Raw genomic sequence first — 21,418 nt, 5'->3', positions numbered from 1 at the left:
TGTTGTTCCTTGCTCTTTATAAAGTTTTTCGGCGTGCTAATCTCAGAAAAGAGACTAGCACGCCTACATTATACAATTTCTATGACAGTCATAAGACTGAATTGGCTTATTTACCAGACTTTAACTCTGCCCATAAGCGAGTTTGTAAACGCGATACTTTTAATGATTGTGGCTTAATCACAAATAATGTTTTCGCCACTTCTTCATCAGGGTATAGCATTTTGTTATTCGCAATATCTGCCTTCACATGCTCACGTGCTGTTTTATTCGCATTTGGATAGAACATTTCGTTAGTAATCGCTGCATGTACTTCTGGTGTTTCGATGTAGTTAATAAATGCATGCGCTGCATCTAAGTTTTTAGCATCTTTAGGGATAGCCATGGTATCAAACCATACTGGTGCACCACCTTTTGGAATATAGTAATCCACGACAAAAGGTTTTTTCGCTTCTTTTGCACGGTCTGCCGCAATGAGTACATCGCCATTAAAGCCATAAACCATACATAAATCGCCAGACGCTAGCTCATCAATATAACCTGATGAACTAAATTGACGGATATACGGACGAACTTTCTTCAATAAATCTAAAGCCTCACGATAGTCAGCTTCGTTTTCGCTATTAGGATCTTTGCCTAAATAGTGTAAAACCGCAGGAAAGACTTGTGCAGCCTCATCTAATACAGAAATACCACATTGTTTGAGTTTCTCTGCATTTTCAGGTTTAAACAACATATCCCAGTTGCCTAAATCAACATTTTCACCAAAGATTTCTTTCACTTTAGTGACGTTATAGCCTAGCCCATTGGTACCAAAGCCCCATGGAATAAGATATTCGTTACCTGGGTCAACTTGTGCCACCACATCCATAATCGCAGGATCTAAATGTTGCCAGTTTGGTAGTTTACTTTTATCTAATTTTTGTAAAAGACCCGCCTCAATTTGACGTGCTGCATAGTGTGTAGATGGAACAACGACGTCGTAACCTGAATTACCTGTTAATAATTTTGCTTGCAAAATATCATTTGTATCGTAGGTGTCATAACGCACTTTAATACCAGTCGCTTTCTCAAAGCCAGGAATTGTATCTTCCGCTGTATATTCAGCCCAGTTATAAACATTAACTACTTTTTCTTGCGCCCATGCTGCAGATAATGAAGCACCCAAAATAGTAGCGGCAACGGTAAATTTGCCTAAAAAGTTAAGTTTCATTGAATGACCCTCTATGACAAAGTTAAAAGGTATGAATTAGAAAGGTAATAATAAGGCTTTTTTCTAGAATTGATACATTTTTTACGCAACTTTTTAAGATTTATTTAAATTTTGTCTGATATATACCATAAATGTTTGACCTTGCTCTCCCAACACTTTTTGTAAATGTCGCTCTAACCGATTGATATTATCCCAACACCATTGTCCTTGAGCTAGCTCAATCCTTGCTTTATCAAAATCAATAATATAAACACGTGCTTGCTCATCTAATAAGATATTAAAAGCATTTAAATCAGCATGATTTACGTTAAGACGATGCATCTGATGAATAGATTGCGCAACCTTTATGGCCAAATCAGGATAATCTTGCTCTTTTAGCGACCGGAGATATTCAACTAAAGTTTTGGCATTAGGAATAGTCGCTGTCAATAACGCGGCTTTATAAAAAAAACCTTGTCGAACATACATTGCAGCCAATGGTGTAGGGACAGGAAAATGATGATTGGCAAGATATTGCATCACTTTAAACTCTTCCCAAGCTCTCGTTTTTTCAGCACCTAGCCACCAGTAGGATTGCTTAATCAGTTTCGCGATTAAACCTCCTCGACGATAATGACGCAACACACCAGAAAATAAGGGATGCTCTACAAACCAAGCGGCATTTCGCCCCCCCACTGCAACAGCGCGAACCGATGCATACACACGCTTCAAAGACTCTTCTTGCTCTAAACCAAAAAAATCACTATTGAGTATGTCTTGTAGAGAAGTTGAACATACGATACGGCTATCCTTAGGGCTAATCATCTCGATTACGCATCCAGTCTGCCACACCAAAAAAGGCGGCCATTAATTTATCAAATAACTCACCCTCTACACCTTGATCTTGCAAAGCCTGTGCCATACATTGTAGCCACTGATCACGCTCTACTATTCCAATCGAAAAAGGCATATGACGTGCTCTTAAGCGAGGATGTCCAAATCGCTCGACATATAAATCTGGACCACCTAACCACCCACTTAAAAATAAATAAAGCTTCATACGAGCTGGCTCCAATGTAGCCCCATGGGTATCCCGAAGCTCTTTGAATTGTGGATCTAAATCCATTAAGTCATAAAATCGTTCAACAATATCACGCACGCCCTGCTCACCGCCCAAACGGTCATAATATGTCACCAACTCTTCTAATGAAGGGGTTTGAATCGTTGCTTTTACCATTTCACTCTCTTGTTTCTCTTACTTAGCGTAAATAATCTATCACATCATCTAGACGCGATACAGGCCAAATCGTTAGCCCCTCTATTTTTTGTTTTGGCATATTATGCTTAGGAATCATCGCAATTTTAAAGCCTAGCTTTGCCGCTTCTTTTAAGCGCTCCTGCCCTCTAGAAGCAGGACGGATTTCACCCGCTAACCCTACTTCCCCAAACGCTAATAATCCTTTAGGTAAAGGCTTATCACGCAATGAGGATAGGATAGAAAGTAACACCGGTAAATCTGCCGCTGTCTCGGTGATACGAACGCCACCTACCGCATTGACAAAGACATCTTGATCAAATGTCGCGACACCTACATGTCGATTTAATACCGCCAACAACATCGCAAGACGACTCCCATCCACCCCTAAACTCAGGCGACGTGGATTAGGCACATGAGCATTATCCACTAAAGCTTGGATTTCCACTAAAAGCGGGCGAGTTCCCTCTTGAGTCGCCATCACACAAGAACCAGCCACTTCATCATTATGCTGAGAGAGGAAGATAGCCGATGGATTACTAATTCCTTTTAGACCTTTATCTGTCATGGCAAATACGCCCAACTCATTGACGGCACCAAAACGATTTTTAAAGGCTCGGATAAGGCGATGCGTAGAATCGCTCTCCCCCTCAAAATACAAAACCGTATCCACAATATGTTCTAATACACGTGGTCCCGCTAAAGTACCATCTTTAGTCACATGACCAATCATCACGATAGAAATACCATTTTGTTTGGCTATTCTCGTCAATTGAGCTGCACATTCGCGCACTTGTGATACTGAACCTGGGGCAGCCGTCAATTCACCAGAGAACAAAGTCTGAATAGAATCAATCACTGCAATTTTAGGCTGCTCTTGTTGCAAAGCTTGCTGAATAGATTCCAATTGAATTTCAGCAAGTAGTTTGACATTTTGTGTATTGAGCTCTAGGCGTTGTGCCCGCAATGCCACTTGCTCTGCAGATTCCTCACCTGTCACATATAAAACATTATGCTGTGCAGATAGATAGGATAAAGCTTGTATTAATAAGGTCGACTTACCAATACCAGGATCGCCACCAATCAGAACCACTCCACCAGGAACTAATCCCCCACCCAAAACACGGTCCAACTCTGATAATCCTGTCGTAATCCGTGGAGTTTCTGTGGCTACTACTTCGGCAAGCACTTTAACGGGAGCCGCCTCTGCCAAATGAGCGAAACGATTACTGCTGCTTGACACAGGTTTTTCCACAAATTCCACCATCGTATTCCAGCTATGGCAATGAGGACATTTCCCCTGCCATTTTGTACTGGTGCCGCCACATTCTTGACAGACATAACTCGTTTTTGCTTTTGCCATTAAATCACCTGCACAGGAACACGCTTAGTTAAACCACACATTAACTCATATCCAATACGATTTGAATAATCAGCGACCACATCAATACTTGGCCCTTGCTCACCCCACAACACTACCTTAGAGCCAATATGTGCATGAGGTAAATGGGTGATATCAATCGTCAACATATCCATCGATACTCGTCCAACCAGGCGAGCAGGCTGTCCATCCACAGTAACAGGCGTATTTTCTGCGGCACTACGAGGATAACCATCGGCATAACCACAAGCCACGACGGCGATTTTCATGGGTCTATCCGCCGTAAAGGTTGAACCATAACCCACACTATCACCCACTTGTAATGTTTGTATCGCGATAATATCCGCCATTAACGTCATCGTAGGTTTAAAAGTCACATCAGTAAAACCTTCCAATTGAGTATCAAAAGGTACCGAACCATATAAGCAAATTCCCGGACGCAACCAGTTTTCAGCAGCGTGAATACCAAATTGAGGATAACGAATACTAGCTGCCGAATTACACATACTTAAAGGACCATCAAAAGACGTACTGAGCTGCATAACCTGTTCGGCTGCCTCATTCACATAACGACTGTCCAAGTCTGCATTAGCAAAATGACTCATACAGCCAATACGCCCGACGATTCCTTTGGTCTGTAATGCCTTCAGTAAAGATAATACTTCTTGTGCTTGTGATGCCAAGAAACCTAAACGGTTCATCCCCGTATTAAACTTCACCATCACATCAATAGGAGACATCCCCAGTTTCGCCTGTTTAAGATAATCTATTTGATAGAAAGAATGTACTGCAGTCGTAATACGATATTGCTGCAAAATCTCCACATCAGCCTGATGAAAAAAACCTTCCAATAAAATAATCGGTTTTTGCCACCTCTGCTGACGACATAGAACAGCATCCTCTAAATCAATCATACCTAAGCCATCCGCTTCCGCAAAGCCTTTTAATGCATTAAGCGTACCATGCCCATAGGCATTAGCCTTAATAATGGCAAGTGTTTTCACTGTATTAGAAGACTTCGCTTGTTCCTGTATTTCTCCAACACGGGTACGTACCTGTGCTAAATTATGTGCCATTGCTTGTGTAGAAATAATGGCTTGAATGGGACGAGGCATGCGTAATTCTCCTAGTTAAATCTCTTTTGCCCATATTATAAAGACTTTATATCGAGTTTTGAGACATTTTGCTTGTTGTATAATAGTGAGCTTATTTTGTATTTATTTCAGGCATGTTATGAAAAAAATTATCGGTATTCTTGGTGGCATGGGGCCTGCTGCAACAGCAGATATGTTCCAAAAATTTATTCAACTTACCCCTGCAACAAAAGATCAAGAACATATCCCTTTATTAATTTCCTCTATCCCAGATATTCCTGATCGTAGTACAGCGCTATTAAAAAATGGAGAATCTCCTCTCCCGGCTATGCAAGACTATGTCGGGCGTTTAGTCAATGGTGGTGCACAGTGTATCGTCATTGCTTGCAATACCGCCCATTATTGGTATAAAGACTTACAAGCCACTTGTCCTGTACCCATTTTAAGCATGATTGAAACGGCAGCTGATGCTGCGTTAAACAGTGGTTTAAAAAACATCGGTATTCTTGCCACCAATGCCACATTAGCCACTGGTTTATATAAGCAAGAAATCGAAAAACGCGGTCTCACCTATATTGAGCCTGACAGTTCAGAACAACAGCAAGTTATGGAGAGTATTTATACACTCAAAGCTGGTGATTTGGCGACAGCACAAAAAATGATGCAAGCTCAAAAAGAGGCACTATTTGCAAAAGGGGCACAAGCGATTATTCTAGGATGTACCGAAGTGCCGATTCTATTAGCACAAGAGGCAAAAGCTGAACCTCGTCGCTATATCGATGCAACATTGGTGCTAGTAAAACGTGCCGTTAAGTGGTACTTTGAAAAATAAATCTTATATAGACACTTTTATTTACCACGCTTTACCCTGAAAACTCTCCACTAAAAAATCAATGAGTTTACGGACAACTAAAGGTAATTTATGTCGAGAAGGATACATGGCATAAATTTGATGAACAGGCAATTGCCAATCACTCATCACCGCCTTTAGCTGTCCTGCTCGAACAAACTCCTCTACCATATAGTTAGGCAACATAGCGATACCATTATTCGCCAAAACGCTATTTAATAAAGCACCTGTTTCATTGCTGGTGAATTGGCTATGCAACTCCAATAAGACTTCTTCTTTGCCTTTGCAAAATCGCCATTCACGTCGATTAATATTCGCATGTGTTAAATAGCGATGTTGGTGTAAATCCTCAGGATGCAAAGGCTCACCATATTGAGCGATATAGGTAGGCGTAGCCACCAATGTTGAATGACAATCAGCAAGCTTACGCGCAATAAGACTAGGGTCAGGATGGTTAGTAATCCGCACCACTAAATCCATCCGCTCTGCAACTAAATCCACCAATCGATCGCTTAAATCTAACTGGACACTCACCTTAGGATGCTGTACGAGAAATGTATTAATCGCCTGCGTTAAATGCGTTGCACCAAAAGAACCATTGCTGCTAATTCTTATTAAACCACGTAATTCCCCCTGTCTTGCCAACATTTCTTGCTCCATTTCTATGGTCGACTGCATGATTTTTTGGCAAAACATAAGCGCCTGTTCACCTGCCTCTGTCAGTGCTACCTTACGTGTGGTTCGCTGAAAAAGACGCGCATTTAACCACTCCTCCATCAAAGCCACATAACGTGTAATCATCGGCTTAGAAATATCCATTTGCTCGGATGTTTTAGTAAAACTGCCACTTTCTGCCACAGAAAGAAAAACTTTAATCGCTGTTAGTTTGTCCATCTTCTATGCAATTTCGCCTTATAAATGAAATGACTAGGATTTATTTATCACACCATTTTATTTCATATTAAGAAATAATTATATTCAAAAAAAGCTATTTTTCATATTTTTTATTTCTATATAATGCTAATTATTGATTCAAATATCGCTTTTACACAAAGGAATTCAACATGAAAAAAATCGCAGTTATCGGTGCAACAGGTTATGTAGGTCAAGCCGTTGTAAATGAATTAGCCAATCGTGGTCATCAAGTTACCGCTTTTGCACGTAATACTAATAAAGTAGCTCAACATGCAAATATTAAAGCTGTTGCTGCTGATGTAACTTCTACTGATTTTGCACAAGCATTAGAAGGGTTTGATGCCGTTGTTAGTGCTTTTAATCCAGGCTGGACAAATCCTAATATTGGTACTGACTTTACTCGTGGTGCTAACGCAATTGTAGAAGCCGCTAAAGCAGCAAATGTACCTTATTTATTAGTGGTAGGTGGTGCTGGGAGCTTATATGTTGCACCTAATGTACAACTGATTGATACGCCAGACTTTCCAAAAGAGATTTTTGATGGTGCTAATGCTGCTCGCCATCTACTTAATGATTTGCGTGATCGCCGAGATGTGAACTGGGCCTTTGTTTCTCCTCCAGCTCTTTTAGGCGTAACTGCTGGATTTAGTGAAGAGCGTACAGGTTCTTATCGTCTAGGTACTGAGGATTTACTGATGAATGGTGAGATTCCTGCTGGTATCAGCGTTGCTGACTTAGCCATTGCAATTGCTGATGATGTTGAACAACAGGCACATTTATTTAAACGTTTTACCGTTGCAAGCAACAGCTAGATGAATAAAAATGACCCATCTCAAGACAAGATGGGTCACTCTTCTTACGGAAATAAATAAAACAATACTAGAAGTAATGTCTTAAGCCAATAGCAACCTGTGTTGATTTCACTTTTTCTGTGTAATCTAAAGCACCTGTCGAGGTATATAAACGATTTTTAGCTTTACCATAAGAAGCAAAGCCATATACCGCTGTACGTTTTGATAGATCGTGGCTATAGCCTACACTAAAGATATGTGCTTTACTTTTCACAGGCTCACTAGCTACTTTGTTCTTCGCACTAATACCTTGATAAGAGAACATCACAGTACCATTATCACCCACTGGTGCACTTAAACCAGCCAACCAAGCATTTTGACGGTAACCCTTACCATTCCAAGGTGTAGCCTCTACTACACCATTATTTTCTTGTTCCTTAGCTAAAGGGAAAAGATCACCAAACATCCCATCACGTTGTTGACCAAAAGCACCATAAACTTTTGCTACATCGAAATCATAACTACCACCAATCGCCCAAGAATGTGAACGTACAGAGCCCGTTGATTTCAATGTATCATACACAAGTCCAAAGAAAGCTTTATCCGTACCATATTTCAAACCAAAACTCACACCAGTATTGTCTTCTCTCGTGCTAGCTCCGTTGAGTGTCTGTTTTGTTTTATTGTAAATAATAGCGGTACCAAACTGAAAGCCCTCCATATCAGGACTCATATATTTAATTGAGCGACTATATGTAGCACCTAAAGAATCACCAAAGACACTACCCGCACCCGCTTGACCAAAATCAGTGCCAAAAGGATCAACATCTGACATAAACTCATCAGCAACATTACCTTGATGACCAATAGTGAGGCTTCCCCAATTGTCATTACTTAAACCTAAATAAGCATGGCCATTAAATAAAACACCAGCTTCTTCTGCAGAACCATTGCTTGAATTAAAACCACTTTCTAAAGCAAAGAGTGCACGAGTACCATTTCCTAAATCCTCTTCACCCTCTAAACCCCAATAACTACCACCAGCAAATCCATTGTCCATACCCAATGTTCTAGACTTCACGCTAGAAGACAATGTTCCATTCGCCAAGGTTTCTGTTACCTTCACCTGCTGAAATCCATAGGCTGTATCCACTAACCCATACAAACGAACCGAGCTTTCAGCGTGTGCTGATGTTGCTAAAGCGGATGTTAATGCTACAAATAAAATGCTTTTTTTCATTTTCTTCCTCATTACGGTTAAAATCTAATTCCCAAACCAAGTTGAGCTGTTAAAGCTTTTCCTGATTTTTGGAAATTATTCGCTACTCCTGCTCGAACAAAAAATCCTTTTTGTTCATATTCAAGACCTAAACCAACTCTTACGGCATTACGATTATTCAACGTATTAATAGTGAAATCATTACCTCCTGCAAAACTTGCTGAAAGTTTATGTGCCCCTGTTGTATGTACATAATCCACGGACAGCTTAGAGCTTAATGTTCCTCCTGGCATCAAGACTTTGTTTAGCACAATATCGCTACCAACCGCAATATCGAGTGTTTTATAGTTTCTGTTATTTAGCGTTAGAGCGCCTGCTCCTTGTTCTTGCATGCGATCAATTTTCACCATGTTATAAGACAATCCCAATTTTGGCTCAACACTTAATGAATCACTAATAGGCAATGCATATTTCAGCTCTGTAAATATGCTAGCTACTGTAGGCTTTAATTTCACCTTGAAAGAATGACTATCATAACCATTGCTAATGTAACGCATACCTTTTAGATTCATTTTTCCATAAGCTACACCGCTGCGCCAGGTAAATTTATCCCATCCTAATATTGCATAAACATTGACAAGACCTGTATTCCCTTTGAGATAACTTCCTTGATAACCATCTAATTTATGATGACTAACACCGACACTACCACCTAAACTCAGGCGATTAGATACACCATAATTCATCCCAATGAGACCCTGCGTATTATGCCCACTCATCACGATGTCTTGATAACGATAAAGTCCACCACTTACTGAAGCATAGACATCTAATTCTCCTGCATTTAAACGTTTTGCATACGTCCCTACAGATGCCTGATTAAAAGATTGCAAGGTATTTGTTGCCATACTTGGTAATGCACCATAAATCGTTTCATTCACTACTTTACCTAAGTAGTCATTTACTGCACGACTTGCTTGTGCTTCTGTTTTATCTTTTGTAGAGGCTGAATTAGCTAAGAAATTAGCATTGCCTTGTTTCCAAGAATCCACAAAACTATTGTAAGCATCAACGTACGGTGTTACGAACAGAGTATTAGCAACGTTTGTTGGCGGCGTTACCTCTGTTGGAGGAGTCACTTCCGTTGGTGGAGTCACCTCTGTTGGAGGAGTCACCTCTGTTGGCGGTGTCACTTCTGTTGGTGGCGTTACCTCTGTTGGTGGAAGTTGAGCTTCTTTTACACTAATAACAAGGTCACCATTTTCTAATCGCACCTTTTGTAAAACGTTGCTCGTTGCATATCGAACAGTATCCTCTGCTGCTAAATCAAAGCCCCCAAAGTCCACTACTCTCTCGGCTGGATCTCCATATAAGTCTTTAGAAATGTCTAAGGTGAATAAACCATTCCCTGTCAACAATACATTATCTTGACGAGTATCGCTATAAAGAGCATGATCCTTGTCACCATTAACCTCATAAACAAGCTCTTCATTCAATGCTATCGCATCTGTTCCTTGAACACGAGCATCAGCAGTTAATCGTGAACGTTGATTGACATCGATATTTGTCGCATTAATTAAACGATAATCTATTTTTATTGAATCATTACTTGCGGTTGCTTGCTGCCCTAGAAGTAAAGTATTATTGCCTGTACCGAAATTTAACTCAGACCCATTCATCTTAACGCTAGCATCACCCACCGTTAAAATATCATCGCCCTCATTTAAATGAATATCTCCATTAACAACAGTGCTTTGAGACAACACCAACTGATTCGCACCATTATCACCACTGATAGCTAAAGGCTTTTGGTCTAAATTTACTAAAAAACCATTACTATTAAATGTACTTTTTTGAATATTAACAGTAACATCAGAAGCAAGTTTAAGTGCTGTTTTAAAGCCATTTACGATAATATTTGCTAATGAAGCATCCTGCTCAACTAATAAAGCACCATCTTCTAAACCAACACCATTAACAATAGTATTGCTTAAATCTTGCTGTGCTAATCGATGAGTACTATCAGTTCCCGCTGCATTTACCTCTGCATTAATAACAGAATAAACCTGACCATCTTTGGCTGTATAGGCGCTTGCATCACCGACAACGATACGTTCAATTTTGCCGGCATCCTCATCTCTCACTGTTGAGCGTTGAGTCCCTGAAAGCCCCTTCTTCAGATAGACTAAAGTTCCTGCATTTTTTAATACCTGCTGATCTGATTCATAATAACGATAGGGCTGTCCCATCGTATCTGACATCATGCTATAGTCCTCGTTATAATGGTAATGTCCTTCAATCATAGCTCCAGCCATTAAACCATAATTTTCTAACTTACCCTCATAAGACGTTTTAGCATAATTTGGAGAGTTACGAGAAAAACCGGCATCCCCTTTAGCCATCAGTGCAGCATGATTTCCAGAGATAATACCTGCATTAATAATATCGTTAGTGATTTTATTATCTACCACAATACCGCTGCCTACCGCTGTAAATCTTACTGGTTGATAACCCTTACTTGAGTAGCTCCCCCCTGATTTAAAACCATGGTACATATTGGCAAAACCACTAATCACACCAGTATTATCAATATTACCTAAGGTCGCACCCTCGTTATTTCGCGAGCTTTCCCCTGTAAATGCAGAAATACCATTACCACTCGCAAAAACTTCATTGTCGGCACGATAACTTCTGGTAATTGCTGAGCTTTCTGTTGAATTATTTGGTGTCATTGGCAAATGTTTAGGATAATTGCCCTTATTGGCACTATTGGCGACAGCAATTTTCACCGCTTCTACAGGAATATCCTTATTCGTACCTAAAGCAGAAACCCCTGGCTTAGTCTCAACGAATCCAGAAATAACTCCTGTATTAGTGATATTGTCAATCGATGCGTTACCTTTTGATAAATAAGCGCTAGAATAAGCTGAGACACCATTACCCACGCCTTTTACTTTGACACTTAAATCACCGGCACCATTACCTGCGTAGACAACCGCTTTTGCTGTCATTTCACCATTATTCTGAATAGTACCAATGATAGCCTTATTCTCTTTTGTTTTAGAAGAAGTACTCTCTGCATATACACTAACTGCACTACCACTAGCTATCGCCTCTGCGATAGAGTAAGCACCAATTTTTACTAAAGAATTATCACCTGAGGTTTGATGTAGTGTTGATTTAATTCTTCCTTGATTATTAACACCTTCGGATAATAAGGCTTGTGTTTTATGTGCTGCATAACCTGTCGACCCACCAGTGCTACTGACCACTTCATTATTAGAAAGTGCCGCTACAGAAATACCATTTGCAACCGCTTTAGCAACAGTATAGGTATCTTTAGCATGAATACCTCCTGATAACTGAGCCTCTGCACTTAACAAACCCGTATTATTCACCTTATTCAAACTTGCATAGTTTTTATATGTCGATGAGTCAGGACCAGTCCAACCTGGATTCGATGGTGTAAATGCATAACTACTCACCGATATCGCATTAGCTGAACTTGCCGTTTTTACCGCATATAGCGGCGTTTCTTCTGTATCTCTATTTTGCCCATCTGGACTTGTTGCCCCTTGTGCAATGACTTTACCTGAAATTTTTCCTTGGTTATCAACGGAGGTAACGCTAACATCTACATTTTTAGGATTAGCTAAGAATTCAATTTGACTGTCACTCTCCTCTACTCCTCGCTGTTCCCTATAAATAAGGCCTGTTGGTGAACTTGCTGAATTCGTAGCACCACTCATGCCATCAACGCCACTATATCCTTTCCCAAAATCTACTGCACCAACAACTGAAACACCATTTCCAGATGCAAAGCTTTTAACATTACCATATAACTTGGCCTGCCCTCCAATAAGTTCTGCCTCACCTTGTACAAGACGAGTATTAGTGAGCTGTTCTAAAGCATAAACAACATCATTGGGATTAGTGTGGGCCGTCCAACCCAAAGCATCTACAGCATTCCCTTGTCCTTCAATAACAACACTGCCAGCATACTCTTCTTTCTCAGTTGTATTTTGTCCTACTGCCCGCACCTTACCCTGAATAAAACCATCATTTAATAGGCCAGTCTGTGGGACCTTACCGTCTGCATCATTTTCATTACCATACCAAATAATGCGAACTGGATTACCAGCCCTATTTAAACTTCCACTAACTACTGAGCCTAGTGATTCCGCCGTCACATTCTCTTGTTTAGTAACAGACTCACCCTTTTCAATTGTTGCTATCACCCCCTCTCCTTGTTGATACGCATTAGCAGGCATCATCCCCAACGTAAACAAAGCACTTAGCACCATCATCTCTAAAAGTATTTTTTCGTGTACAACCATAGTAAACAGACCATTCCCTTATTTTTAATACCCGAATTGTATATTTTTTTATCAAAATTGTAAATAAAAATAATTATCATTTCTATTTGTATTAAATAGTGCTAATTTATAGAAAAAACTCTATACCAAGCAAAAAAAGACCTCGGAAGCACCGAGGTCTAATAAAGAAGGAAAAAGTAATCAATCATTCAATGACATTTTAAGTTTTTTGAGGAATATCTAATAGGAAATCAACCATGCTCCGAACTACAGAAGTTGCCCCTCGATTTTTATAATAAACCACATAAACAGGGACGGTTTCCAAGGTCCATTCAGGCAAAATTTTTATCCAATCCTCTTTAATCATATTATCAAAACAGGGTAGTACAGCAATACCTAACCCCTCCGATACCATCTGAGCAATTAGATTAAAATCATTGGTTCTAAGCTTGTGCTGTCCATCAATCACGACTCGATGTTGCTCTTTTTGAAATGCCCACTCAGGGCCGTCATACTTATAGAGTAATTGATGTCCATACAATTCATGCGGTGTTTGAGGAATACCATATTGCGCTAAATAACCGGGTGAAGCAAAAACACCTAACTCCAAATCAAATAATTTACGTGCCACCACATTATCGTTATTAATTGAGCCGACTCGTAAAGCAATATCAATACCGTCTTGAATCATATTCACCTTACGGTTATCAATCTGAACCTCCACATTAACATCAGGATAACGCTTAAAATAAGCTGGCAAATGATGCATTAAAAACCCTCTGCCTACCTCTGTAGAAACCGACATCCGTAATAAACCATTCGGTTTTTGTAAATTGGTCTGAATATCATCAATCGCCATTTGAGCAAGTCGTAACATCTCTTGTGCATTATGTAAAAATCGCCGCCCCAATTCATTTAATACGATTCCTCTACGCCCCCTATCCATTAAGGTAGTGCCTAAACTATTTTCAAGTTCTGTCAGATGACGACTCAAATGTGACTTAGGAACATCTAATAATTCGGATGCTCTCGTTAAACTCCCGGCTTGAACGACCGATACAAACAAGCGCATATCATTTAAATCAATTTTATGGAAATTTTTAGGCATATTATTTGTTCTATTATTGAAACTTTAATTTTTAATTTAACCTATTATTCTTTATTTTGCAACAAATATAATAATGAATAAACATAAAAAAGTCCGTCAAAAAATGACGGACTTCTCTGCCCCAGCCCACTTCGTCGCAGAGCTCCTCAGAATAGCTAGGCTGTCCTAGCCTCCACTTCGTCGCAGAGCTCCTCAGAATAGCTAGGCTGTCCTAGCCTCCACTTCGTCGCAGAGCTCCTCAGAATAGCTAGGCGCGAAACAGCCCGCAGAGGGCTGTTTCTGGTCCTAGCTATTCCACTTATCCATGTCAAGGGATTTTTCGCTTTTGGCTACAGCAACGACACCAGACATATCACCGACTACGTTCATTGATGTACGTCCCATATCTAATAAAGCGTCAATACCTAAAATCATACCGTAAGCCACAGCAACTGCACTACCTGCTTCGACTTTCAGTCCCACTGATTCTAAAACCATCAGCAACATAATCGCCCCCGCACCTGGTACACCCGCGGTACCGATTGATGCTAATACCGCTGTCAATACAATCGTCAATTGTTGCGAGCTATCTAAAGGCATACCTACTGCATTAGCAATAAAGATTGCGCATACGCCTAGATAAATCGTTGTACCGTCCATATTAATGGTTGCCCCTACGGGTAAGCCAAAACCGTAGACTGATTTTGGTACACCCATTTTTTCTGCCGCATCGATAGATACAGGTAATGTTGCACCAGATGAACGCGTTACAAATGCCGTGACCATAGGGTTACGCACTTTTGATAAAAACTTTAATGGGCTTAAACGCATAATTAAGCAAACACCGAAGTACACCAATACCACTTGCAACACCAAACCGATATATACACTAGCTGTTACGGCTGCTAAAGGTCCAAAAGCTGTTGCTCCGTTCTTTGAAAACACGATAAAAATTAAGGCAAACACACCAAATGGCGCATATTGCATCACCCAGCCAACAATTTTAAACATGGCTTGGCTCACACCCTCAATAAAGTGATACACCGTGTCCGATGCTTTGCGTACATTTTCGTCTGCACTATCACGACCAAAGGCAAGTGCAATACCAAATAACAAGCAGAAGAAAATAATCTGTAAAACGGATCCCTCTGATAATGAACTCATCGGATTAGTTGGCACAATATTGAGCAAAATACTCATTAAGGTCGGCGACTCAGCCACACGAGCCTTACCCTCTACCGCAGCCAATTCCAATCCAGTCCCTGGTTGGATAACTGTACCCACCGCCAAACCAATAATAATCGCAAATATTGAAGTAATCATATAAAACAGCACTAGCTTACCACCAATACGTCCCAGATGAGACGGTGCAATTGTACTCGCACCTACGATTAGCGTGCAGGCAATGACTGGCACCATAATCATTTTTAATAAACGAATAAATAAATCACCAAATGGTGTCAGAAAGGCAATCATCTCTCCATTATTTTGGAAAATCATCCCAGCAATGGCACCAAGAATCAGACCTACTAAAATTTTAAGTAATAGGTTAATCTTAAAATAGCAGGAAAAAAGGCTTTTAAGCGCAGACATACGTCATTCCTCATTAATAAAAAAACTCTAAACACATATAGAGTAAGGCAAGGATTATAAAACGAAATCTATCGTCATAAGTTTATCTCAAATACTATTACAAAATATGTCAAAAACTGTACTTCTAACAAGCACCAATATCATCAAACATCATGCTTTTTACGAAAATACGACCAACCATCGCTATCTCTCAAAATCACTATGGGTTTTATAATGTAGCGTCACGCTTATTTGTATAATGTGATTTCTTTTATCGGATTCAGTTCAAATTCTACATGAGCAATACGCACACTCCTTCTTCTCAATACCGCCAAGAAAAGTCATATAAGCACGGTTCAAGTGCCTACTACTCCTATCTTTTTGTTTCCGAAGACAAACGGCTGGTGATTGAAAATCTCTATGCTTTTTTGCATGAAGTCACCGATATTCTCTACATCACAAGTGATAGTTCTGTGGCTCGTATTAAATTAGCGTGGTGGAAAGAAGAAATCGATAAACTCTTTCATGGTAAAGCCGAACACCCTATCAGCCAAGCACTCATGGAGGCGGTTAAGACCTATGGACTTAGTCAACAGTATTTCCTCTACATTATTGAATCTGTTGAGATGGATCTTAGCCACAATCGTTATCTTGATTGGACAAGTTTAAAGAATTTCTGCACAATGCAGTCAGGTGCATTTGCTTGTTTGATTACACAAGTGCTTAGTGATACTACTGAAACCAATATTCGTTTTGCTCAACAGATGGGCATTGCGGTTCAATTTGCGAATTTACTACGCAAACTCGGCGAAGACGCTGCTCAAGGTCGCATTTATATTCCAATGGATTTTTTACGTGAGCATCAGTTAAAAGCTGCAGATATTTTAAATGGTAAGTATTCAGACGAATTTAAAGCATTTATGCAAGCACAAGGCCATCGTGCTCATGAACTTTTTACTGAAGCCTTTGCGCTTTATGCTAACCTAAACAAAGCCAGCAAAAAAGAGCTACGCCCTTGTATTATTAGGGCAAAGCTCTCGTTAAAGCTACTTAAAGCCATCGAAAAAGATCAGTGGCGAGTACTGGATAAAGGTATCAGTCTATCACCACTCAGCAAACTCTTCACAGCGGCTAAAGTCTGGCTATTGGGTTAATACTGCACCAGACCGTAGCCAATGCGGTACCTGTGTTAATTAACCAGGACGTCCATCCGCACGAGGTGACGTTAAGTACGGCGCATATTGATAGGCATACGCAAGGAAAGCCACAATCCAACAAGCGGCTGAACTGTGCCATAAAGGTACGATGGCTTGGCTAGCCGCTGGTAGGATACTCGGCACAAATAATGCTGCTAAACGTAATACCGTCGCCACAATCACTAAAACATAGGCGACTACCATGAGCTGACTTGCCTTTAAAGGACGCCCCGTATGTCCTAATGCCGTTCTCGTCATCATGCCAATAATCATCACGGCAAAGCCACCCATGCCAATGGTATGAACAAACGTCGCTGGTGGTAATACATTAACAGTCACAGGTAAAAAATATACCCCTGCGATTAGTAACCCTAAACCTAAAAAAAAGTAGGAAATATGAAGCACCCAAAGCAAAGGGACTTTACGGACGCCCCATGGTTGCCATGTATATAATTGATAGAGTGTAATACCGCCCAAAGCAAATAATAAAATGGCGGTAAGACTTGATAATCCTAAGACTAAACTCACCACCGCTAATCCACTTAACCATAGCTGATATTTGCCCGACTGTTCGCTACGTGGGATGTCTAAGCCTGCACCGCGCTGTGTAAAAAAAGGTATCACACGACGACCAATTAATAAGGCAATAAATGCCATCACGAGTAAACCAATCTGAAACCCTGTGCGTAAATAATCGACTTTATCTAAAGCAATACAGCTCAGATACATAGCATTACTCGCCGCAAGACCCAACAATGCGACCACCAAAGGATAGTTTTGCTTACTCTTTGCTTTATAGAGTACGCGTGCCAAAGCTATCGCCGCATAAATAAAGAAGCTCACATCGGCAAGGGCAGCAACTGTGAAACTGATATTACCAGGTATCAGATAACCAATGCGGGCAATCAGCCATAATAAGCAAAGCAACGCTAATGGCGTTGACTTTAAAGGATTCTTGCCTGTCCATGTCGCACTCGCTGTCAATAGAAAACCTACCGCAACCGTGGCAATAAATCCCCATAGCATCTCATGCGCATGCCACCATACACTCGTCATCTTACCGACTAGAAGCTGGGGCATATAAATCCATAAGGCAATGGCAATCGCTGCCCAAATGGCGCTCATCAAATAAATCGGTCGAAAACCTAGTGCGAATATCACATCAAAAGTAGAGCGCTTATGCTCGCTGGGTGAAGGGATATCAATCTGTATCAAACCCATACTATATCCTCATAAAATATCTGACTAATTTAGTCTATTAATATTCTACGCTCTTTTATGGAAATCAGATGAATATCCCTTTTTTCTAAATAGGTACTACAACAACTACCATGAAAAACCAAGACTAGCGCCTACGGCATAGCTATTATTTGTCGAGGCACTGCCATTTAAACGATAAGACATCTTGCCATTATCACTAAGACGACTGTAACCTATCGCCAAAGCAGTCGCGCCCAAAGAATGCCCTGTACCTACCGAGAGATGATGGCTACCTGGGATATGCGCTTGAGACATACTTGCCATGGCAACCGCATTGGCGACCGAGCCTTTGATGGATTTGACATCACGCTCGACCTTATTGACTCGCCCATCCAAGCGCCCTACCTCACGGTTAAACTGACGCATATTCACGGCATCGGTCGGTGCCACTCCATCAGCGACTCCACTGAGTTGACGCGCCATGCCTTGACTGTTACTAAGATTGACGACATTGCCCGATAAATGAGTCGCAATACCAATCTCACCAGTCTGACGATTCTGACGGACTAAACCAATCTGCCCCTCATCGACCGCACGGATTACCCCATAGAGTTGGCTACCATTAATAGCATCGGTACTGGTCGGTGCAATCAAGCCAGCGGCAACATTTTGTAAACGACGCTCACTGCCTTTTGCCCCAATCGTCACCACCCCTGCCGGCTGGCTGGCGGCAAATTGATAGACCTCACTGAGCAAAGGAGAATAAGCATAGCTTGCCATACCCGCTGTTTGCTCATTAGGCGTGACGACGGCGACTGACTCATGTCCGAGATTGACGGAGTTGGCGGCAGTTTCGGTGATATTTGCGCCGATGGCAATTGCCTTATCATGCAGCACTTGGTTACCACTGCCGATACTCACGGCATTATCGCCTGTCACCGTATTGTTCGAACCGACGCTCACCGCCTTCTCACCCGACACAATACTCTCTGCCCCAATACCAACAGCATTTACACCAGTAACAACCACCTTAGTACCAATGCCGACGGCATTCTCCGCATCGACGAGGCTCTCGGTTCCGATGGCAATGGCATTGATACCTTTTTCACCCACGCCAGCACGATCGCCCATCGCGACTGCCCCTTCTGCATTAGCAATGGCTTGATGTCCTATCGCAATCGCCCGTGCCTTAAGGGCTTGTGCTTGTGTGCCTAGGGCAATACTATGCTCCCCTTTAGCCACAGCCTCCGCCCCCTGAGCGATACTCTTATCGCCGATGGCGAGTGCCTTAGTGCCAATCGCCATACTATCCACACCAGAAGCAAAGGCATCGGTCCCTTGAGCGATGGCATTTTGTCCTTGACCACCTAAAGGAGAGTTATCCACTTGGGTATTTAAACCTAATAAGGTATCGCGCTGAGTTTTTAATTGGTCTGCCAAGGCTTGAAGCTCTTGTTGCTTATCGGCAAGACGTCTCTCCCATTCAACTTTTTGAGTGGATGCCTCTTGTTCGTCTAGCGTCAGACGATAGCTGTCCCACTCGGCTTGCAAAGCCGCGATTTGGCTATCGACTTGAGTAATCGCTGTTTGCTTATCTGCTAAGGCTTGTAATTGCTTATTAACTGCAAGTCCTAATTCTTTAACAAAAATATCACTCTGAGAATACGGCAGTAATGTCCGTAATGCCTCATCTTGATAAGCTAGCATTAAATTTCGTGACTCCACCATTAAATTATTTAAGGCATCATCTGTCCACTTCGTGGGTCTAAACCCTGATAGGTGATTTTGCTTGTCCTGATAAGCGACAGCTAACTGCTTTCGTAGTTCAATCACCTCAGCGGAAATCGCATCACGCTCTTCAGGCGTGAGAGAAGTGTCCTCTAAACGGCGCATGGTACGGGTAAATTGCTCAACTTTTGTGAGAAAAGGTTTGACCTTATCCTCTACAAATTGGCGATGCTCTTCTTTATCAAAGAGCCAATCATCAGAGTTATAGTCAATCAATGACAATAATGTCCGTTGTCCTTGATGCCATTTTTCAAGTTGCTGAAACTCGAATTGTGTTAATTCTTTACCAAACGATTGCTTGAGACCATCATACTCATATAAAGCATTGCCTTCTTCAAGAGTAAGCCGTCGCGTTAATACAGGAGCGACGAGTACACTCAAAGGAGCTCGATTTTGTCTATACAATACATCGTCATCGGTAGGAGCCTGATACTGTTTCAATAATTTAGCTACCTTACTCGTAGAATCTGACGATAACAAACGTAGACTTCGTTGCAATGCCGATCGTACAAGCTGATTCCCCATTTCAACAGGAATCACATTGGTGTTATACCATCCTGTATGAACCGTATCATACCAGTCACTATATGAACCAGCCCAATCTTCTGCAGAATATACGGGTGCATTAGACGGTCGTTCGCGAGGATCCAGTACCCGTAACAGCATCTCATTTGCAGAGGCATCACGTTCATCAACTTGAGCACCAAGTTTTAAAAGTGCCACATCATTAAAGCCCACAGAGGCATAACCACCAAAACTGCTAAATTCTTCTGTTTTGAGGAAACTATCCCTCACTAAAATATCAGCTACGCGAAAATCACCGACTAGACGTCGCTTAAAAGGCTCTTCTAAAAAAGTACGATTGCCTTGTATATTGATATAACCATCAATCAATTGATTATATTTCTCAATAGGAAAATTAACACTGGATCCGAAGTCTCGCTCAATCCCTGTTTTTAAATCTTGAACAAGAGCATCACGCCCGCCCGCTTGCTTGAGTTTTTCCCAATCCAATGCATTTAATACGGAAATAAAATTATCATAAACCGTCTTTTTATTGCCGGGCACATTAAAGCTATTAGTATTAAAGGTCTGTTGTAGCGTATCAAGCTCACCCTGCATTTGTTGACGTAATGTCTCTTTCCCTTGTTTTTGTAAGGCAATCTCTGCTTGCTTATCTAGTTTGAGCTGTGCTGCGGCAATAAGAGTTTCTAGTTGGGTTAATTGTTGCTGAATATCCTGCTCTTCGAGTTGCTTAATTCCTTGCTGACGCTCTACCCCAGCTATCTCTTGGCGTAAGTTGTTAATCTGCGCGATTAAATCTGTATACTGCGCATACGCTTGAGCAAAGGCTTCTGGGGTAATATTGCCCCCAGTCGCCACAGCCCCCTGACCCACCGCTTGAGAGGAAGTACCACTCGCAAAACTTCCCTCACCTAAGGCGATATTTTGAATCCCTGCGGTAATTCCCTCGGGTAATGTTGCCAAGGCGACTGGCGAAATTCCGAGATATAGTGCAAGAATATGGGGTTTAAACATCATTAAACCTCCATAGCGAAGTTTAT

General features: G+C 41.2%; 15 protein-coding genes. 3 read left to right on the top strand and 12 right to left on the bottom strand.

Translation table 11 applies throughout. The features are described from left to right. Positions 1–106 precede the first annotated feature (106 nt). From HKX39_RS06045 to alr, 5 genes are all read right to left on the bottom strand, one after another. Entirely contained in the window at positions 107–1,210 is a 1,104-nt protein-coding gene (locus HKX39_RS06045) for a polyamine ABC transporter substrate-binding protein (RefSeq protein ID WP_171680428.1), read from the bottom strand. Between the two features lie 93 nt (positions 1,211–1,303). Further along, complete coding sequence (locus tag HKX39_RS06040; RefSeq protein WP_171680427.1) at positions 1,304–2,014, bottom strand: 3-deoxy-D-manno-octulosonic acid kinase; 711 nt, start codon at positions 2,012–2,014, stop codon at positions 1,304–1,306. Continuing rightward, positions 2,007–2,426 carry a group II truncated hemoglobin gene (locus HKX39_RS06035; RefSeq protein ID WP_171680426.1) on the bottom strand — a complete coding sequence of 140 codons (420 nt, stop codon included), beginning with the start codon at positions 2,424–2,426 and terminating at the stop codon, positions 2,007–2,009. Before HKX39_RS06035 ends, HKX39_RS06040 begins: the two co-directional genes overlap by 8 nt. Before the next feature lie 22 nt (positions 2,427–2,448). Further along, positions 2,449–3,807, bottom strand: coding sequence for a DNA repair protein RadA (radA, locus tag HKX39_RS06030; protein WP_171680425.1), 1,359 nt, complete (start codon positions 3,805–3,807; stop codon positions 2,449–2,451). After that, positions 3,807–4,940, bottom strand: a complete 1,134-nt coding sequence (alr, locus tag HKX39_RS06025; protein WP_171680424.1) for an alanine racemase — start codon at positions 4,938–4,940, stop codon at positions 3,807–3,809. Before alr ends, radA begins: the two co-directional genes overlap by 1 nt. A gap of 118 nt (positions 4,941–5,058) precedes the next feature. On the opposite strand from alr, the gene cuyB reads away from it, so the two are divergent. Then, positions 5,059–5,751 (top strand): cysteate racemase, encoded by a 693-nt coding sequence (cuyB, locus tag HKX39_RS06020; protein ID WP_171680423.1) that lies wholly within the window; start codon positions 5,059–5,061, stop codon positions 5,749–5,751. Positions 5,752–5,772: 21 nt separating this feature from the next. Here the strand turns inward: cuyB and HKX39_RS06015 are convergent, their stop codons facing one another. After that, positions 5,773–6,663 (bottom strand): LysR family transcriptional regulator, encoded by an 891-nt coding sequence (locus HKX39_RS06015; RefSeq protein ID WP_171680422.1) that lies wholly within the window; start codon positions 6,661–6,663, stop codon positions 5,773–5,775. Positions 6,664–6,833: 170 nt separating this feature from the next. On the opposite strand from HKX39_RS06015, the gene HKX39_RS06010 reads away from it, so the two are divergent. After that, complete coding sequence (locus HKX39_RS06010; protein ID WP_171680421.1) at positions 6,834–7,496, top strand: NAD(P)-dependent oxidoreductase; 663 nt, start codon at positions 6,834–6,836, stop codon at positions 7,494–7,496. A 67-nt stretch (positions 7,497–7,563) separates the two neighbouring features. On the opposite strand, the gene HKX39_RS06005 is transcribed toward HKX39_RS06010, so the two are convergent. The 4 genes from HKX39_RS06005 to HKX39_RS05990 all read right to left on the bottom strand — a co-directional run bounded on the left by HKX39_RS06005 (position 7,564) and on the right by HKX39_RS05990 (position 15,690). After that, a complete protein-coding gene (locus tag HKX39_RS06005) occupies positions 7,564–8,715 on the bottom strand; it encodes a porin (protein WP_171680420.1) in 1,152 nt (383 codons plus the stop codon). 17 nt (positions 8,716–8,732) lie between these two features. After that, positions 8,733–13,031 (bottom strand): autotransporter outer membrane beta-barrel domain-containing protein, encoded by a 4,299-nt coding sequence (locus tag HKX39_RS06000; protein ID WP_171680419.1) that lies wholly within the window; start codon positions 13,029–13,031, stop codon positions 8,733–8,735. A gap of 199 nt (positions 13,032–13,230) precedes the next feature. Continuing rightward, positions 13,231–14,118, bottom strand: coding sequence for a LysR family transcriptional regulator (locus HKX39_RS05995; RefSeq protein ID WP_171680418.1), 888 nt, complete (start codon positions 14,116–14,118; stop codon positions 13,231–13,233). 285 nt (positions 14,119–14,403) lie between these two features. Further along, entirely contained in the window at positions 14,404–15,690 is a 1,287-nt protein-coding gene (locus HKX39_RS05990) for a dicarboxylate/amino acid:cation symporter (RefSeq protein ID WP_171680417.1), read from the bottom strand. A 275-nt stretch (positions 15,691–15,965) separates the two neighbouring features. Here HKX39_RS05990 and HKX39_RS05985 point away from each other — a divergent pair, with 275 nt between their 5' ends. Continuing rightward, positions 15,966–16,823, top strand: a complete 858-nt coding sequence (locus HKX39_RS05985; protein WP_171680416.1) for a squalene/phytoene synthase family protein — start codon at positions 15,966–15,968, stop codon at positions 16,821–16,823. 39 nt (positions 16,824–16,862) lie between these two features. On the opposite strand, the gene HKX39_RS05980 is transcribed toward HKX39_RS05985, so the two are convergent. Both HKX39_RS05980 and HKX39_RS05975 read right to left on the bottom strand, forming a co-directional pair. Beyond that, on the bottom strand, positions 16,863–18,086 hold the full coding sequence (locus tag HKX39_RS05980) for an NnrS family protein (RefSeq protein ID WP_171680415.1): 1,224 nt from the start codon (positions 18,084–18,086) through the stop codon (positions 16,863–16,865). Positions 18,087–18,191: 105 nt separating this feature from the next. Beyond that, entirely contained in the window at positions 18,192–21,395 is a 3,204-nt protein-coding gene (locus HKX39_RS05975; protein ID WP_171680414.1) for a YadA-like family protein, read from the bottom strand. Positions 21,396–21,418: the final 23 nt, after the last annotated feature.

Source organism: Pelistega suis (assembly GCF_013133795.1).
GTDB lineage: Bacteria > Pseudomonadota > Gammaproteobacteria > Burkholderiales > Burkholderiaceae_B > Taylorella > Taylorella suis.
This window is presented reverse-complemented; position numbering and strand designations above follow the sequence as displayed.

Coding starts and splice junctions, on each gene's coding strand:
- HKX39_RS06045 (WP_171680428.1), bottom strand. CDS start 1,210: ATGAAACTTAACTTTTTAGGCAAATTTACCGTTGCCGCTACTATTTTG.
- HKX39_RS06040 (WP_171680427.1), bottom strand. CDS start 2,014: ATGATTAGCCCTAAGGATAGCCGTATCGTATGTTCAACTTCTCTACAA.
- HKX39_RS06035 (WP_171680426.1), bottom strand. CDS start 2,426: ATGGTAAAAGCAACGATTCAAACCCCTTCATTAGAAGAGTTGGTGACA.
- radA (WP_171680425.1), bottom strand. CDS start 3,807: ATGGCAAAAGCAAAAACGAGTTATGTCTGTCAAGAATGTGGCGGCACC.
- alr (WP_171680424.1), bottom strand. CDS start 4,940: ATGCCTCGTCCCATTCAAGCCATTATTTCTACACAAGCAATGGCACAT.
- cuyB (WP_171680423.1), top strand. CDS start 5,059: ATGAAAAAAATTATCGGTATTCTTGGTGGCATGGGGCCTGCTGCAACA.
- HKX39_RS06015 (WP_171680422.1), bottom strand. CDS start 6,663: ATGGACAAACTAACAGCGATTAAAGTTTTTCTTTCTGTGGCAGAAAGT.
- HKX39_RS06010 (WP_171680421.1), top strand. CDS start 6,834: ATGAAAAAAATCGCAGTTATCGGTGCAACAGGTTATGTAGGTCAAGCC.
- HKX39_RS06005 (WP_171680420.1), bottom strand. CDS start 8,715: ATGAAAAAAAGCATTTTATTTGTAGCATTAACATCCGCTTTAGCAACA.
- HKX39_RS06000 (WP_171680419.1), bottom strand. CDS start 13,031: ATGGTTGTACACGAAAAAATACTTTTAGAGATGATGGTGCTAAGTGCT.
- HKX39_RS05995 (WP_171680418.1), bottom strand. CDS start 14,118: ATGCCTAAAAATTTCCATAAAATTGATTTAAATGATATGCGCTTGTTT.
- HKX39_RS05990 (WP_171680417.1), bottom strand. CDS start 15,690: ATGTCTGCGCTTAAAAGCCTTTTTTCCTGCTATTTTAAGATTAACCTA.
- HKX39_RS05985 (WP_171680416.1), top strand. CDS start 15,966: ATGAGCAATACGCACACTCCTTCTTCTCAATACCGCCAAGAAAAGTCA.
- HKX39_RS05980 (WP_171680415.1), bottom strand. CDS start 18,086: ATGGGTTTGATACAGATTGATATCCCTTCACCCAGCGAGCATAAGCGC.
- HKX39_RS05975 (WP_171680414.1), bottom strand. CDS start 21,395: ATGATGTTTAAACCCCATATTCTTGCACTATATCTCGGAATTTCGCCA.